The organism is Streptomyces sp. SID8374 (assembly GCF_009865135.1).
Lineage (GTDB): Bacteria > Actinomycetota > Actinomycetes > Streptomycetales > Streptomycetaceae > Streptomyces.
This window is the reverse complement of the sequence record NZ_WWGH01000001.1, coordinates 3,686,883-3,700,594: the sequence shown is the minus strand read 5'-3', so window position 1 is coordinate 3,700,594 and position 13,712 is coordinate 3,686,883. Positions and strand designations below refer to the sequence as shown.

The 13,712-nt window shown below is 71.2% G+C and carries 14 protein-coding genes, 1 tRNA gene and 1 pseudogene; 9 read left to right on the top strand and 7 right to left on the bottom strand.

Annotated features, from left to right (window positions below; all coding sequences use genetic code 11):
• Positions 1–357: 357 nt before the first annotated feature.
• On the top strand, positions 358–1,098 hold the full coding sequence (locus GTY67_RS16210; protein ID WP_161279158.1) for a bifunctional DNA primase/polymerase: 741 nt from the start codon (positions 358–360) through the stop codon (positions 1,096–1,098).
• A gap of 500 nt (positions 1,099–1,598) precedes the next feature.
• The gene (locus tag GTY67_RS35525) at positions 1,599–1,886 is read left to right on the top strand and encodes a hypothetical protein (RefSeq protein ID WP_202461463.1); all 288 of its coding nucleotides are present in this window, start codon (positions 1,599–1,601) and stop codon (positions 1,884–1,886) included.
• Positions 1,887–2,144: 258 nt separating this feature from the next.
• Here GTY67_RS35525 and GTY67_RS16200 read toward each other — a convergent pair whose 3' ends face one another.
• From GTY67_RS16200 to GTY67_RS16190, 3 genes are all read right to left on the bottom strand, one after another.
• Complete coding sequence (locus GTY67_RS16200) at positions 2,145–3,110, bottom strand: DUF5926 family protein (RefSeq protein WP_093686864.1); 966 nt, start codon at positions 3,108–3,110, stop codon at positions 2,145–2,147.
• A 111-nt stretch (positions 3,111–3,221) separates the two neighbouring features.
• Positions 3,222–3,833, bottom strand: coding sequence for an ATP-binding protein (locus GTY67_RS16195; RefSeq protein ID WP_161279157.1), 612 nt, complete (start codon positions 3,831–3,833; stop codon positions 3,222–3,224).
• 154 nt (positions 3,834–3,987) lie between these two features.
• Positions 3,988–4,824: a glycerophosphodiester phosphodiesterase gene (locus GTY67_RS16190; protein ID WP_176727383.1), complete on the bottom strand. Its 837-nt coding sequence runs from the start codon at positions 4,822–4,824 to the stop codon at positions 3,988–3,990.
• A gap of 201 nt (positions 4,825–5,025) precedes the next feature.
• Here GTY67_RS16190 and GTY67_RS16185 point away from each other — a divergent pair, with 201 nt between their 5' ends.
• Entirely contained in the window at positions 5,026–6,741 is a 1,716-nt protein-coding gene (locus GTY67_RS16185; protein ID WP_161279156.1) for a trypsin-like peptidase domain-containing protein, read from the top strand.
• Positions 6,742–6,817: 76 nt separating this feature from the next.
• On the opposite strand, the gene GTY67_RS16180 is transcribed toward GTY67_RS16185, so the two are convergent.
• Positions 6,818–7,135: a hypothetical protein gene (locus GTY67_RS16180; protein WP_237502630.1), complete on the bottom strand. Its 318-nt coding sequence runs from the start codon at positions 7,133–7,135 to the stop codon at positions 6,818–6,820.
• A gap of 7 nt (positions 7,136–7,142) precedes the next feature.
• Between GTY67_RS16180 and GTY67_RS35000 the strand changes: the two genes are divergently transcribed.
• Positions 7,143–7,355, top strand: a complete 213-nt coding sequence (locus GTY67_RS35000; protein ID WP_237502629.1) for a hypothetical protein — start codon at positions 7,143–7,145, stop codon at positions 7,353–7,355.
• Here GTY67_RS35000 and GTY67_RS16175 read toward each other — a convergent pair.
• Entirely contained in the window at positions 7,350–7,640 is a 291-nt protein-coding gene (locus GTY67_RS16175) for a hypothetical protein (protein WP_202461461.1), read from the bottom strand. The two genes, GTY67_RS35000 and GTY67_RS16175, sit on opposite strands and share 6 nt — an antisense overlap.
• 497 nt (positions 7,641–8,137) lie before the next feature.
• Here GTY67_RS16175 and GTY67_RS16170 point away from each other — a divergent pair, with 497 nt between their 5' ends.
• Both GTY67_RS16170 and GTY67_RS16165 read left to right on the top strand, forming a co-directional pair.
• On the top strand, positions 8,138–8,662 hold the full coding sequence (locus GTY67_RS16170; protein ID WP_161279155.1) for a DUF6221 family protein: 525 nt from the start codon (positions 8,138–8,140) through the stop codon (positions 8,660–8,662).
• Between the two features lie 257 nt (positions 8,663–8,919).
• Positions 8,920–9,009: transfer RNA gene (locus GTY67_RS16165), tRNA-Ser, on the top strand.
• 104 nt (positions 9,010–9,113) lie between these two features.
• Here the strand turns inward: GTY67_RS16165 and GTY67_RS16160 are convergent.
• Both GTY67_RS16160 and GTY67_RS16155 read right to left on the bottom strand, forming a co-directional pair.
• The gene (locus GTY67_RS16160) at positions 9,114–10,010 is read right to left on the bottom strand and encodes a bifunctional DNA primase/polymerase (RefSeq protein WP_161279154.1); all 897 of its coding nucleotides are present in this window, start codon (positions 10,008–10,010) and stop codon (positions 9,114–9,116) included.
• Positions 10,011–10,179: 169 nt separating this feature from the next.
• Positions 10,180–10,761, bottom strand: a pseudogene (locus tag GTY67_RS16155) (hypothetical protein); the annotation flags it as partial.
• Positions 10,762–10,993: 232 nt separating this feature from the next.
• On the opposite strand from GTY67_RS16155, the gene GTY67_RS16150 reads away from it, so the two are divergent.
• The 3 genes from GTY67_RS16150 (at position 10,994) to GTY67_RS16140 (ending at position 13,711) form a co-directional block, all read left to right on the top strand.
• Positions 10,994–11,308, top strand: a complete 315-nt coding sequence (locus tag GTY67_RS16150; RefSeq protein WP_161279153.1) for a hypothetical protein — start codon at positions 10,994–10,996, stop codon at positions 11,306–11,308.
• A gap of 217 nt (positions 11,309–11,525) precedes the next feature.
• On the top strand, positions 11,526–12,740 hold the full coding sequence (locus tag GTY67_RS16145; protein WP_093686335.1) for an acyl-CoA dehydrogenase family protein: 1,215 nt from the start codon (positions 11,526–11,528) through the stop codon (positions 12,738–12,740).
• A 47-nt stretch (positions 12,741–12,787) separates the two neighbouring features.
• Entirely contained in the window at positions 12,788–13,711 is a 924-nt protein-coding gene (locus GTY67_RS16140) for an OB-fold domain-containing protein (RefSeq protein ID WP_161280122.1), read from the top strand.
• The last annotated feature ends 1 nt before the right edge of the window (position 13,712 follow it).

The following is a 13,712-nucleotide window of genomic DNA, read 5'->3' as shown; positions in this document are numbered from 1 at the left end:
TCACGGGCGGATGTGATCGCCCAGGAACCTGACAGCGGGTCCGGACGTCCTTACCCGTGACGGTCGCGATCAGTGACGGTCACGCCTCGCCCCGCGCGGCGGGGTCCGGGCCCGGCCGACCAGGCACGAGGCGCCCGTGGCGGGCGCCCCCGGCTCCACGCAGCTCGGCACCACCCCAGATCGGTTCCACTCGGATCGGTTCCACTCGGCTCGGCTCGGCTCACGCTCGGTACCGACGGCACGCCCGTACGGCAGCAACCTGATGAGCACGTACGCACAGCGAAGAGACGCACATGCGGTTTTTCCCACGCGTGGCGTCATGTGGACTCGGCGTTCAACGGAAAGGAACGAGCGCTCATGCGCGAGATCCTCGGAAGGCGACGCAGGCTCCGGCTCCGGCGCAAGGAGGGTGCCGCCCGACTCGACGCGGCCCTGACCTTCGCCACCGCATGGCAGTGGCCCGTGCTCCCCGCAGCCGGGACCGCGCCGGCCGCCCTGCGCGACGGGCGTGGCCCCGGCTGCGCCTGCCCCGACCCCGACTGCGCCGTTCCCGGCGCACACCCCTTCGATCCCGGACTGCTGGCGGCCACCACGGACGAGCGCATGGTGCGCTGGTGGTGGACCAACCGCCCCACCGCCCCGGTGATGCTGGCGACCGGCGGCCGGGCCCCCTGCGCGGTGAGCCTGCCCGCCCTGGCCGGGGCCAGAGCTCTGGTCGCCCTGGACCGCATGGGCATGCGGCTGGGCCCCGTCGTGGCGACGCCCACCCGGTGGTCGCTGCTGGTGGCCCCGTACACGCTGGAGCGGCTCGGCGAGCTGCTGTACAGCAAGGACTGGGTGCCCAGCTCGCTCCGGTTCCACGGGGAGGGCGGCTATCTCGTCCTGCCCCCCTCCGAGATCGGCGCGGGCCAGGTGCGCTGGGAGCGGCCCCCCGCGCCTCCGGCGGCCCCCGCCCCTACGGCTCCGGTCTTCCGCCGGGCCTCCGCGAAGGGCGCCCCGGCGGCGGCCCCCTGGCTCCCGGATGTCGAGGCGGTCCTGGACGCCCTGGTCGAGGCGAGCACCAGCGCCCCGGACGGCGGCAGCAGGCTCGCGTACTGACGGGCGGACGGACGGCCCGGCTCTCACTCGTACGGGTGCGAGCCGGGCCGTATTCGTGGTGAACGGGTGCGGGACGGCCCGGCCGCGTGTCCTACGTCGATATCGTCGCCCCCGAATACCCGCGCGCCCGCCACGGCCCGCGCGGACGGCAAGGGGGCCACATGAATCTCCGCATGATCGGCCTCACGGCTGCCGCCGCCTTCGCCTGCCTGATGCCGATCGTTGCTTCCGCAGATCCCGGAGGTTCCCCGGAAGTCGCAACGGCCGACGGCACATCTGCGGACAGGTCATCAGAAAGCCATGAAAAAAAGCTTTCTGATGACCTGTCCGAAGATAAGGCCGATTCTTCTTCCCCGCCTTCTCCGCCACCGTCGAAATCACCATCGAAAATCGGTGCCGAGGGCCCGGACGTTTTCGAGGACGCGGACATTTCCGGGGACGCGGCCCGGTGCGGTCCCGAGCTGGTCTCGCCGGTGGGCATCGAGGCGCAGACCTGTGTCATGACCGGGGGCGGTGAGACCTGGGCGCGCGCCTACCACCGCAACACCTCCGGTACGGAACTCCGCACCGTACTCACGCTGATGGGGCCGGACGGGCGGACCGTGGAGCTGCACTGCGTCCTGGCGGCCCACGACGAGCCGGGCAGCTGCGAGACCCCGCGAAGCCGCTCGGCGGGCGCTCCCGACGCCTACACGGCGGTGGCGGAGTACGCCGGCGCGGGGCCGGTGGCGGAGGCGCCCCTGCTGCTCCGGGCCGGATCACATCGCGCGCCGGGCGCATCGGGCTGAGTCGGAGGCGAGGGGCTCCGGGCGGCGGGCAGACGCGGGCCGCGACCGGAAACGAAGACGCCCGGTCGCTGGCGACGGGGGATGCACCAGCGACCGGGCTTCTAGAACGGTAACAAGAGATCTGCCGTTCGCAAATTCGATCTCGCCTACAGGGGCGGGGATTTACTTGTGAGTACGGTGAGTTGTGACGCGGGTCACCGACTCGGAGGGTCTGCCGGAGGGGTCCTCGGGTGGATCACCGCAGGGGCCTCGGCGGGATCAGCTGAGGGTCACCTGTCGGTTGGTGAGGCCGCCGCGGGCACGGCGCTCCTCGGCGGTGAGCGGGGCGTCGGAGGCGAGCGCCGTCGCCAGCCGCTCGGCGAACGCGACGGCCGGCTTCTCGCACGCCTCGGCGCCCATCGACGTCGGCAGGTCCCAGACCGGGACGACCAGACCGTGCGCCCGGAACGAGCCGACCAGCCGGGTGTCCTCACCGAGCGAGGAGGTGCCGGCCGCGTGCAGCCGGGCGAGCGCGTCGAGGAGCTGCTCCTCGGGGTGCGGCATGACCCAGCGCAGGTGGTTCTTCTCCGGGGTCTCGCACCAGTACGCGGCGTCGACGCCGGAGAGCAGCACCGTCGGGATCGCGGCGGCGTTCGCGCGCTCCAGGGAGGCGGACACCTCGGGGGTGGCGTTCTCCGCGTCGGGCACCCAGAACTCGAACCCGGTGTGGACGACCGGCTCGAAGGCGGCGTCCGGGTCGAGGAGGTCCTGGAGGCGCGGCCCGTCGGCCGGGACGCGGCGGGCGGTGACGGGGGTGCCCGGGTCGACCTCCAGCGCGCGCTGGAGCGTGTCCGCGAGGTCGCGGCTGAGGTCGCCGGAGGAGGTGTCGTTCTGCAGGGCGAGGAGGACGGAACCGTCGTCGCGGCGCAGGGCCGGCCAGGCCATCGGCAGGACGGTCGCCAGCGTCACCGACGGAACGCCCTCGGGCAGCCCGCCCTTCAGCGTCAGTCCGACCGTGGCGGCGGGCACCAGCTCGCGCAGCGCGACCCAGTCGCACTCACCGGCCAGTCCCTCGAACGGGCGGTGGACCAGCTCGGTCACGGCCTGGGCGGCGGCGCGTCCGTGACACGCCTTGTAGCGACGGCCCGAACCGCACGGGCAGGGCTCACGGGCCCCGACGACCGGGATCTCACCGTCCTTGAGCTGCTGCTTCCCGGCCTTGGTCTGAGGGCGCTTCTTGGCCATGGTGGGCATTCTCCCGATTGCGACAGTGCGGTCTCGGCGCGAGCCTAGCCGCCCGGGACTCCGCCGCCGTACACACGCCTGCCGCCACGTTCGCCGGGTGAGGCCGCCCTCTCAGCTCACGTCGTCGAGGACATCGGAGAAGTCCAGCCCTTCGAATCCGGTGAGCCCGCCGACCGCTCCCCCGAGCTCGGGCGGCTTGGGGGAGGGCACGTGGGCCCAGACGGTGACCTCGCCCGAGGAGTCGTCCCGTACGCCCCACTCCTGGGCCAGGGCGCTGATGATGTTGAGCCCCCGGCCGCCGCGTGCCGTCACCGAAGGGGTGGACGGAACGGGCCGGGTGGGCCCGCCGCCGTCCGTGACCTCCACGGTCAGCCCGCCGCCCGTGTCCACGCGCCAGGCGGCCCGGATGTCGCCGTCACCGACATCCGCGTGCCGCCCCAGCGGCCTGCCGTGCCGGCAGGCGTTGCTGAGCAGTTCGGAAAGAATGAGAACGGCGTCGTCCACGACCGCGTCCGACACCCCGTTGCTGCGCAACTGCTCGCGCATCCGGTGCCGTGCCTGCCCCACGCCCGCAGGCCCATGGGGAACGGCCATGCTCGACGACGCAGGCACCTCTTGTGCCACCACCAACGCCACCCCCGAGACCTCCTTTGCCCCATGCCACGGGTTGGATGCCCCACTGAGCTGCGCCGGAAACCGGCCAGGGGGCTGCCGGTGACGCACTCGACACAACCGAACGCGCGGTGAATGCGCCGGTGTACTCCCCGTCATGGTGGTGCGGGGGTGCTGTTGTGCACCGAAGGTGTGCCGTTATGTGCTAACGCCGCGAGCGTGCGTGCCAGGCGTCGCACGGCAGACGGCAGTTTGACGACAGGCCCTAGATGCCGCGCAGTTGGGACAGAACCTGCTTCGGGCGGTTGGTGATGATCGCCTCGACGCCGAGTTCGGCGCAGAGCTCCACGTCCGCCGGTTCGTTCACAGTCCACACGTGCACCCGGTGGCCCGCCCGGTGCAGCCTCTCGATGTATCCGGGGTGGTTGCGCACGATTCGCATGCCGGGTCCGGCGATCCGGGAGCCGGCGGGCAGCCGTCCGTCCCGCAGCCGGGGCGAGACGAACTGCATCAGGTAGACGGTGGGCAGCGCGGGCGCCGCCGCCTGGACGCGGTGCAGGGAGCGCCCGGAGAAGCTCATGATGCGGATGGGGGAGGGCTCGTCGGCCGGCGGCGTGGCCAGCTCGAAGCGGTTCAGGAGCTGGAGGAGCCGCTCCTCGACCTGTCCGGCCCAACGGGTGGGGTGCTTCGTCTCGATGGCCAGCTGGAGCGGCCGCCCCGTGGCCCGTACCTCGGTGAAGAGCTCCAGGAGCCGTTCCAGGGTCAGCACGGAGGTGAGCTCGCCCGGCACCGGATCCCAGTCCGGTGACTCCTCGCGGTCCTTCCAGGAGCCGAAGTCGAGGGCGGCGAGATCGGCGAGCTCCAGGGCGGAGACGGCGCCGCGCCCGTTCGACGTACGGTTCACCCGGCGGTCGTGCACGCAGACCAGGTGGCCGTCGGCGGTCAGCCGGACGTCGCACTCCAGGGCGTCGGCACCGTCCTCGATCGCCTTGCGATAGGCGGCCAGGGTGTGTTCGGGGGCGTCGTCGGACGCCCCGCGATGGGCGACGACCTGGATCGAGGTGTGCGGGCTGCGCTGCCGTGCGTGGGTCACCCGGGTCATGGTGTCACCGCCTCGGGGGTAGGCGAACACATGTCACCCTGGAGGTCCGTTTTGTCTGATGTAAAGATTGGTGTGCGGATGCACAGCTCCTGCTTACAGTGGCCCGACGCGCTGTGGGAAAAGCTGACCGCAGACACGTGCACAGCGGATTTCCTGCCGAATGCCGACTGGATGCCGAGTGGAACCGAGGAGTAAAGAGCTGTGAGCACCGAGAACGAGGGCACCGAGGGCAACGCGGTACCGGCCGTGCCGCCCGTTCCGCCCGCACCTCCCGTGCCGGCCACCACTCCCGACGCGGCGGCGGACGGAGCCGCGTCCCGGACGTCCCCGGACTCCGGGACCTCTCCGGCGGCGGACGGCGTACGCGAGGGGGCCGGGAGCGACTCCGGTACGGAGACGGCGCCCCCGGCAGCCCCGGCCGCGCCCCCGACTGCCCCGGCGCACGCGGACGCCCCGCGCCACACTCCGACGGCCCAGGGCGCCCCGGCGCACCAGGCCGCGCACCAGGAGTCCGCGCCGCACTCCGGCACGCACCAGGTCCCCCCGGCGTACTCCGGCCCGACCGAGCCCCACACCCCTCAGCCGCAGCACCCCCCGTACGGGGCGGCGCCCGAGCCCCCCGCGGGCGCCGCCTCCTGGCCCCCGCCCCCGCCCGCGGTCCCCTCGTACGCGGGTGGCGGACCGTACGCGGGCGGCGGCGCGGCCCACACGCCCGGCGGCGGCAACGGGAGCGGCAACGGCCCGGTCTGGGGCGCCCCGCAGCCCGGCCACGACCCCTCCCACGGCAACGGCAAGCGCCGGGGCGCGGGTGCCCTGGTCGCGGCCGTCGCGGTGGCGGCCCTGGTGGCGGGCGGCGTCGGCGGCGCCCTCGGCTACTGGGCGGCCGACCGCAACGACAACGGCTCCTCCGGCAGTTCGACCACGGTCTCCGCCTCGGACTCCCCGAGGGACCTCAAGCGCCCGGCGGGCACCGTGGCCGGGGTCGCGGCCAAGGCGCTGCCCAGCGTGGTCACGATCGACGCGCAGGGCGGCGACGGCGAGGGCGGCACGGGTACGGGCTTCGTGTACGACAAGGAGGGCCACATCCTCACCAACAACCACGTGGTGGCCTCCGCCGCGGAGTCCGGCGAACTGTCGGCGACGTTCTCCGACGGCAAGAAGTACGCGGCCGAGGTGGTCGGCCGGGCGCAGGGCTACGACGTGGCCGTACTGAAGCTCAAGAACCCCCCGTCCGGCCTGGCCCCCCTCCCCCTCGGCAACTCGGAGAGCGTGGCGGTCGGCGACTCGACGATCGCGATCGGCGCCCCCTTCGGCCTGTCCAACACGGTCACGACGGGCATCATCAGCGCGAAGAACCGCCCGGTCGCCTCCGGGGACGGCTCCAGCAGCAAGAACTCGTACATGAGCGCCCTGCAGACCGACGCCTCGATCAACCCGGGCAACTCCGGCGGCCCGCTCCTGGACGCCACGGGCGCGGTCATCGGCATCAACTCCGCGATCCAGTCGACGGGCGGCGGCCTCGGCCAGTCCCAGGCCGGCTCCATCGGCCTCGGCTTCGCGATCCCGATCAACCAGGCGAAGAACGTCGCCGAGCAGCTGATCAAGACGGGCAAGCCGGTCTACCCGGTGATCGGCGCGACGGTGACGATGGAGGAGAAGACCGGCGGCGCCGCGATCTCCGCCAAGGGCGCGGACGGCACCCCCGCGGTCACCCCGGACGGACCGGCGGCCAAGGCGGGCCTCAAGGCGGGCGACGTGATCACCAAGTTCAACGACACCGTGATCGACAGCGGCCCGACCCTGATCGGCGAGATCTGGACCCGCAAGCCGGGCGAGAAGGTGACCCTGACGTACGAGCGCGACGGCAAGACGGCGACGGCGGAGGTCACCCTGGGCCAGCGCGAGGGCGACAGCTGACGGTCCAGGGAGACGGCCGGAGCCCCCGCACTCACGCTTGAGTGCGGGGGCTCCGGCCGTGTCGATCAGGATCTGCTTACGGAAGCTGCTTCTTCTCGGAGTAGTAGGCGTAGGCGTAGCCGCCGCTCTCGGCGCCGGTGGCGACGGCCGAGAAGCCGAGAGGGCCCGAACCGGGCGTGTCGATGCTCCGCTGGAAGATGGTGGAGCCGTCGCACACGTGGGTGCCCGCGGCCGACGCCACCTCCTTGCCCGCCAGGCGGAAGGTCAGCGCCACCTCGGCGCCACCCGTGCAGGTGAACGCGAACGACACGCTCAGCACGTCCTCGGGCACGGAGGCCAGTGTGTTGCCGAACTGCTTCTGCAACCCACCGTCCCCGTCGCTGAGGGATTCCATGTTGACGATGCCCTTTTCCAGCACGGACTTCGCCGTTTGGGCGGCGGACGTGTCCGGAGCGGCCGAGGCCGACCCCGTCACGCTCGGGCTGGTCGAGGACGACTCGGGCTGCTCACTCGGGCTGCACGCCCCCGCACCGAGCAGCGCCGTGACGGCCAGGGCGACGCCGACCCGCCGTACCGCCCGGCCGTCCGTACCCCTGGCCCCGTCCCCGTCATGAGTTCTGCCGACCGATCGACATGTCACCCTTTCGCGGCGCCACGACGGTGATGGCCTTCTTACGGTCTGCGTCGACGCTGACCTTGGCCTTGGCCAGGATGGCCCCCGCCTCTGCCTCGGCGCCGGCGCCGATCTCCCACGTGAAGATGTGGCTGCCAGACACGGCCCACGACACGGTCTGACGGGGCAGCAGCCAGGTCGTCTGCGGCTTCTTCTTGTCGGGCATGAAGTGGGGCGATCCCTCGACCGTGTACTTCGGCCGGTCGTTCACCTCCGGGCCGGCCATCGCGCTGAATTCACCGGAACCGGCTCGTCCGACGGAGCGGCGGCACCCGTGCCGGCTCTCGCGAACAGGACGGCGCCGGCGGATATGAGAGGCAGTGCGGTACGCATGGCGATGCGGTTCAAGTGTCCCCGTTCTTAGGTGGGTCGGGAAGGCTCCTGGTCAGGGAGCCAAGCCCCATCACCCCCAGCGATATTTCAGAGGAAGCTCTGGACGCTCTCGGTGATTTTCTTGCGCCGTTCCTACCGCGCTGCGCCGAGAAGAGCAATCGCCAAGTGGTGCAGATCACGCGTGAGGTCCGAATTGTGCGCCGCCGGTGAGGAGTTAGCTCAGCCAGCGGGCTGTTGACCGCTCCGCAGCAAGTGACGCGGGGCGAATCTCTACGGCTCGGCGCATGGACTATGCCGCAGCTTCGCTCTTCGCATGTCGACAACGTTTCGACCGAGGGGCGCGGTGGCTAAACTCTGCCAGGCCGCTGCAAACCTGACAGGGAGTAGCACATGAATGACAAATTGGTCGACTTCCTGCGTGCCCGACTCGATGAAGACGATGCCTTCGCCGAGATGGCGGTGGCTACGAGCGGCGGAGGCGAGTGGCTGATGCGCGGGCGTTCTGGTGAACAAGGGCCTATCGAGGAGAAGTCGAACGGCCGGATCGTGGTCCCTGACACAGGGGTCCCGGACCGGCTGGAGGCCATTCATATAGCCCGCCACAACCCGGCTCGCATCCGCCGTGAGGTAAAGGCCAAGCTCGGCATCCTCGACAAGTACCGGCCCGGCGCCACTGATCCCCATCCGGGCTTTCCCTGCACCAACAGCGTGCACTTCGATCCGGACGGGGATGAGTATGACCCTGATGTCATCTGCGAGCGCCATTCGCGGGCCATCGATGAGCGCCCGGACGGGATCTTCGGCAACGACGCGGTGCTAAGGCTGCTCGCAGTGCCCTACGCGGACCATCCCGATTACCAGCCTGAGTGGGCACCGGACGCGCGACCTCGGTCGTGGGACATCTCGCACATGTAGCCAGGACATTGCGAAGGCGCCATTCTCTTGATGAGCCCGCTTGGTTTGCGGGCCTGCTTGGCTTTCTTCCCCGCATCAGTCGTAGAGCCAGGGGTACGACCAGGCAGCCCGTAGCGGTGGCCGTCAGCATCTGCGGGGCGGGCGAACAGCCCACACGTGCGACGCTGTCCCCGTGGACCCCGCGTGGACCAAGCTCCGGTACGGAGCACGCGGACGCTAAGCTGTAGCCCGCTCCGCAGCAGGTGACGCGGGGCGAAGGTGGGTTGCCCGAGCGGCCTAAGGGAACGGTCTTGAAAACCGTCGTGGCAGCGATGTCACCGTGGGTTCAAATCCCACACCCACCGCCAGATGAGAGATACAGAAGTAGCAGGTCAGAGGGCGGGCTCCGGATTCCGGGGCCCGCCCTCCGCGTTCATCGACCCATAGGCCGGCGGCCGAGAAGCAGGGGAGTTCAGTCGCCCCGGCCCCGGGTCAGCCGCTCCGCCGACGCGATCGCCGCACGCGCCTCCTGTTCCGTGAGGCCCGTGCGGATCGCTGCGGTGGTGAGGGCGTCGGCCAGGGCGTCGCCGAAGCCGTGTTCGTAGGCGCGGCAGGCGGCCCAGAACAGGCGGGTGTTGCGCTGGCCCTCGTGGGCCGCCAGGACGAACTGGATCAGGCCCTCGCCCCGGCGGCCCGGGGCCTCCGGGGTGTTCGCGCTGCCGGTGGCCGGGCCGGTCGGGCGTCGTGGGGGCGGGGTGAGAAGGCGCAGGAGGGGGCGGGGGCAGGGGGCCGGGGTGAGGTGGGCGGTGCCGGGGGCCAGGCGGTAGCGGCCGTGGGCGGTGACCGAACCGGGGCCGACCAGGTAGCCGCCCGCGCCGCGGACGTCGATGCCGGGGGCGAGGCGGCCGGCCGAGTTGGGGACCGTGGTGTCGGCGGGGCCGGTGAGCCAGAGGTGGCGGCCGCCGCTCGGGGTGAGCACGGTGACCGTCGGCGGGATCGTGAACAGGTGCTGGAGCGCCAGCTGCTGGAGGGCCCCCACCGAGTCGTTGTCGTGCGCGGTGTCGATGTCCAGGTCGATGCCGATGAGCCGGTGCGGGGTGCGGCCGCAGGCGATGCCGTAGCCGGTGGCCCGGGGCGCGGCGGCGAAGAGGGCGCGGACGGCCGCGGGGTCCGTGGTGGCGTCGTGCACCCCGTGGCCGGGCAGCCCGCACTCGCCCCGGCAGTGGACCGGCGGGCGCTCGCCGTGGTGGGGGGAGCGCAGCGCGGGGAGCTTGGTGGCGGACAAGGGGAAGACGGGGAGCCCGCGCTCGGCGGCGGAGAGGGCGTGGGCGAGGGCCAGGGTGGTGGTCTGCCGGTCGATGGTGGCCATGGTTCTAGTTTCGTACACGAGTTCGAATATGGGAAGTGGGGGAGAGTGGGCAGGGAGGGCGTACGTACGACTGAGCGCGCTGCTCGGCCTGTCCGGCCGAGCAGCGCGCTCAGGGTTCTCGCGGTGCCCCGTTGCGGGGCTTCTGTCTCGCGGTGCCTGTCCCGCGTGCCTATCGAACGGCGACGTCGTCCCCGGGTGACGACTTTGCTCCGGACATGGTGTTCCCGTAGTACGTCCACCGCCACGTTCCGGAGCCGGTGGCCTTCACCGTGGTCTTGAGCGCACCCGTCTTGGTCGACGTCACCTTCTTGACCGTTCTGTACGAGGAGGAGCCGCCGCCTTGAACTGGAAGCTCACCGTGCGGCCGGCGTAGGCCTGGTGCGTGTGGCTGCCCCAGTTCGCGGGTGACCCGGCCGGTCACGGTGATGGTCCTGCCCTTCCTGGCCGGCTCCGGCGAGGCGTTGACGGTGACGCGTGTGGCTCGCTTGACCTGCAACGGCAGCTTCTGGTCATCGGTGTCCTGGGCGCCGCCGAGGAGGTGGAGGCGTGCGGCGGTCTTCCAGGTGCCGGCGGCCTTGTTCCCGAAGTCGACGTGCCGGGAGGCGATGTACAGCCAGTTCTCGAAGTCGCAGATGCCCTTCGCCTTGTTCACGACCTTGCAGTCACTGCCGATGATGGAAGTCCACAGCTCGTCCCCGGAGTCGAGTTTGCCCCGGTAGGGGAACACCGTCGGTGCGGAGCTGTACTTCAACGTGCCTCCAGGAGGGTCTGATGTCGGCGTTTCCCGGCCCGTACAAGGTTTATCACCTCTTCTTCATGCTTGAGAGGGAATCAGTCGGCATCGCACGGTTCACCGGGGATGTGCTGGGCAACTCTGGTCTCGCGACGTCGTGACCAGCACCGGGGTGGTCGGGCCAACTTCCCCGGAAACAGACGCACATGGACCAACCAAGCCGTACTTCCGGTTCCCTGGAGGAATTGACATGGCAAGCATCCGTACCGCTCGTGTTCTCGCCGCAGTCGCCGCGCTGCCTCTGACCGTCGCACTCTGCGGCGGTGTGGCCCTGGCGGACAACGGCTCCTTCGCGAACGACGGATCGAACGCGGCCGTGGCTACGGTCGGCGGCAGTGGCGTCGGCGGTAACAACACCGGCAACTCCTCGACGACGCAGCAACAGGCCGTCGGATCCGGTGCGTCCAACCAGAACACCTCGGCCCAGGTGAGCGGCTCGGCCTTCACCGCCATCGACCAGTCGGACCACAGCGTCGCCGTGAACTTCACCCCGTTCTTCTGGTGAGGCCCCCGGCGGCCACGCCTCCTCGGTGAGCAGACGCCGAGGGCCTTCCGGGGGGTGGGTCCCGGGCGTCTGAACAGCAGCCCGTGCGGCGGCACTTCGGTGTCCCGTGCGGGCTGCTGCCGTGCTCCGGCTCTTGACAGGGAGAGTGAATCTGACGGACAGTCAGAAACCGTTCCGGTGATTCGGTGACGTGATTCGCCCCTCTGGAGGTTCCGCCGTGCACCTCGCCCCGACGGAGCGCCAGCAGCAGCTGCGTACCGAACTGCGCGCGTACTTCGCGGCCGTGCTGCCCGAAGGCGGCGGTTGGCGCGACGATCCGGGTGAGCAGCGGCGGCTGCTGCGCAGGATCGGTGCCGATGGCATGCTCGGCCTCGGCTGGCCCCTCGCGTACGGCGGTCAAGGGCGGGGCCCCGACGAGCAGTTCGTCTTCTTCGACGAGGCGTACCGGGCCGGCGCCCCCGTCTCCATGGTCACCCTCAACACCGTCGGCCCGACCCTGATGAAGTACGGCACCGAGGAGCAGAAGGCGTACTTCCTGCCCCGCATCCTCAGCGGCGACCTCGTCTTCGCGATCGGCTACAGCGAACCCGAAGCCGGTACGGACCTGGCGGCCCTGCGGACCCGTGCCGTACGTGACCCCGGCGACGGCGACACCGGCGAGGGCGGCGAGGACGGCGACGACTGGGTCATCGACGGGCAGAAGATCTTCACCAGCAACGCCCAGCAGGCCGACTGGATCTGGCTCGCCTGCCGCACGGACCCCGACGCCCCCAAGCACCGCGGCATCTCGATCATCCTGGTGCCGACCGACGACCCCGGCTTCTCCTGGACGCCCATCGAGACCGTGGGCGGGCTGACGACGACCGCCACGTACTACGACGGCGTACGCGTCCCCGCCTCGAACCTCGTCGGTGCGGAGAACGAGGGGTGGGGGCTCATCACCAACCAGCTCAACCATGAACGCGTCGCCCTCGCCGCCATCGGCATGCAGGCCGAGGACTTCTACGAGGAGGCCCTCGCCCACGCCCGTACGCCCGACCCCGCCACGGGGCGCCGCCGGATCGACGAGCCGTGGGTACGCGCCCGGCTCGCGGAGGCGTACGCCCGGCTTGCGGCGACCCGGCTGCTGAACTGGCGGCTGGTCGGGGCCGTGGGGGCGGGCGCGCTGGCCCCCGGTGAGGCGAGCGGCGTGAAGTTCGCGGGGACCGAGAGCGCCGTGGAGGTCTATCGGATGTGCCAGGAGGTGGTGGGGGAGGCCGCACTCCTTCGGCGCGGATCCCCCGGCTGCTTCGGCGCGGAAGGCAGCGGTGGTGGTGAGCTGGAGCGGATGAACCGGGCCGCGCAGATCAACACCTTCGGCGGCGGTGTCAGCGAAGTGCAGCGCGAGATCGTCGCCACCATGCGGCTCGGGATGACCCGGGGCAAGCGGTGAACGGCCCGGGGGGCGCCCAAGAGGTACGGGCCGACGCCCCGGCCCCCTTGGCCGACGCCCCGGACCCCCTCTACGACCGGCTCACCTCCTACACCGGCCGCCCCGCCGCCACCGCCGGCACCGGCAAGGACCCCGTCAACGCGCCCATGATCCGCCACTGGTGCGAGGCCATGGGCGACACCTCCCCCGCCTACCAGGGCCCCGACGCCGTCGCCCCGCCCACCATGCTCCAGGCCTGGACCATGGGCGGGCTGACCGGGCACCCCCACGGCACCGGCCGCTCGGCGGCGTACGACGAACTCCTCGGGCTCCTCGACGGTGCCGGGTACACCTCCGTCGTCGCCACCGACTGCGAGCAGGAGTACCTGCGGCCGCTCCGCCCCGGCGATCTGATCACCTTCGACGCGGTCATCGAGTCCGTCTCCCGCCGCAAGACCACCAAGCTCGGCACCGGGTACTTCGTCACCACCCGCATGGACGTCCGCGCCGACGGCGAGCCCGCCGGGACGCACCGCTTCCGCATCCTCAAGTACCGCCCCGCCAAACGTAAACCGCCCCTCCGCCCCCGCCCCGTCATCAACCGCGACAACGCCGGATTCTGGGCCGGGGTCGCCGAGCACCGCCTCCTCATCCAGCGCTGCACGGACTGCGCCACCCTCCGTTTCCCCTGGCTCCCCGGCTGCAACGCCTGTGCCGGCCAGGAGTGGGACACGGTCGAGGCGAGCGGCGAGGGCACGGTGTTCAGCCATGTCGTGATGCACCACCCGTCCTTCCCGGCCTTCGACCCGTCGGGCGAGGGCGGCCCGTACGCCGTCGCGCTCGTCGAACTCGCCGAGGGCGTCCGGATCGTCGGCAACGTGGTCGGGGTGCCATACGACAAGGTCCGCGTCGGCCTGCCCGTACGCCTGGAGTTCCACCGCATGGACCCCGATCTGGAACTCCCGGTCTTCCGGGCGAGCGAGGGCGGTTGAG

Excerpts from the sequence above, each read along its gene's own strand:
- GTY67_RS16210 (WP_161279158.1), top strand. The coding sequence starts at position 358 with ATGCGCGAGATCCTCGGAAGGCGACGCAGGCTCCGGCTCCGGCGCAAG.
- GTY67_RS16170 (WP_161279155.1), top strand. The coding sequence starts at position 8,138 with ATGAATGACAAATTGGTCGACTTCCTGCGTGCCCGACTCGATGAAGAC.
- GTY67_RS16190 (WP_176727383.1), bottom strand. The coding sequence starts at position 4,824 with ATGACCCGGGTGACCCACGCACGGCAGCGCAGCCCGCACACCTCGATC.
- GTY67_RS16160 (WP_161279154.1), bottom strand. The coding sequence starts at position 10,010 with ATGGCCACCATCGACCGGCAGACCACCACCCTGGCCCTCGCCCACGCC.
- GTY67_RS16200 (WP_093686864.1), bottom strand. The coding sequence starts at position 3,110 with ATGGCCAAGAAGCGCCCTCAGACCAAGGCCGGGAAGCAGCAGCTCAAG.
- GTY67_RS16180 (WP_237502630.1), bottom strand. The coding sequence starts at position 7,135 with ATGGAATCCCTCAGCGACGGGGACGGTGGGTTGCAGAAGCAGTTCGGC.
- GTY67_RS16150 (WP_161279153.1), top strand. The coding sequence starts at position 10,994 with ATGGCAAGCATCCGTACCGCTCGTGTTCTCGCCGCAGTCGCCGCGCTG.
- GTY67_RS35525 (WP_202461463.1), top strand. The coding sequence starts at position 1,599 with ATGACCGGGGGCGGTGAGACCTGGGCGCGCGCCTACCACCGCAACACC.
- GTY67_RS16175 (WP_202461461.1), bottom strand. The coding sequence starts at position 7,640 with ATGGCCGGCCCGGAGGTGAACGACCGGCCGAAGTACACGGTCGAGGGA.
- GTY67_RS35000 (WP_237502629.1), top strand. The coding sequence starts at position 7,143 with ATGCCCTTTTCCAGCACGGACTTCGCCGTTTGGGCGGCGGACGTGTCC.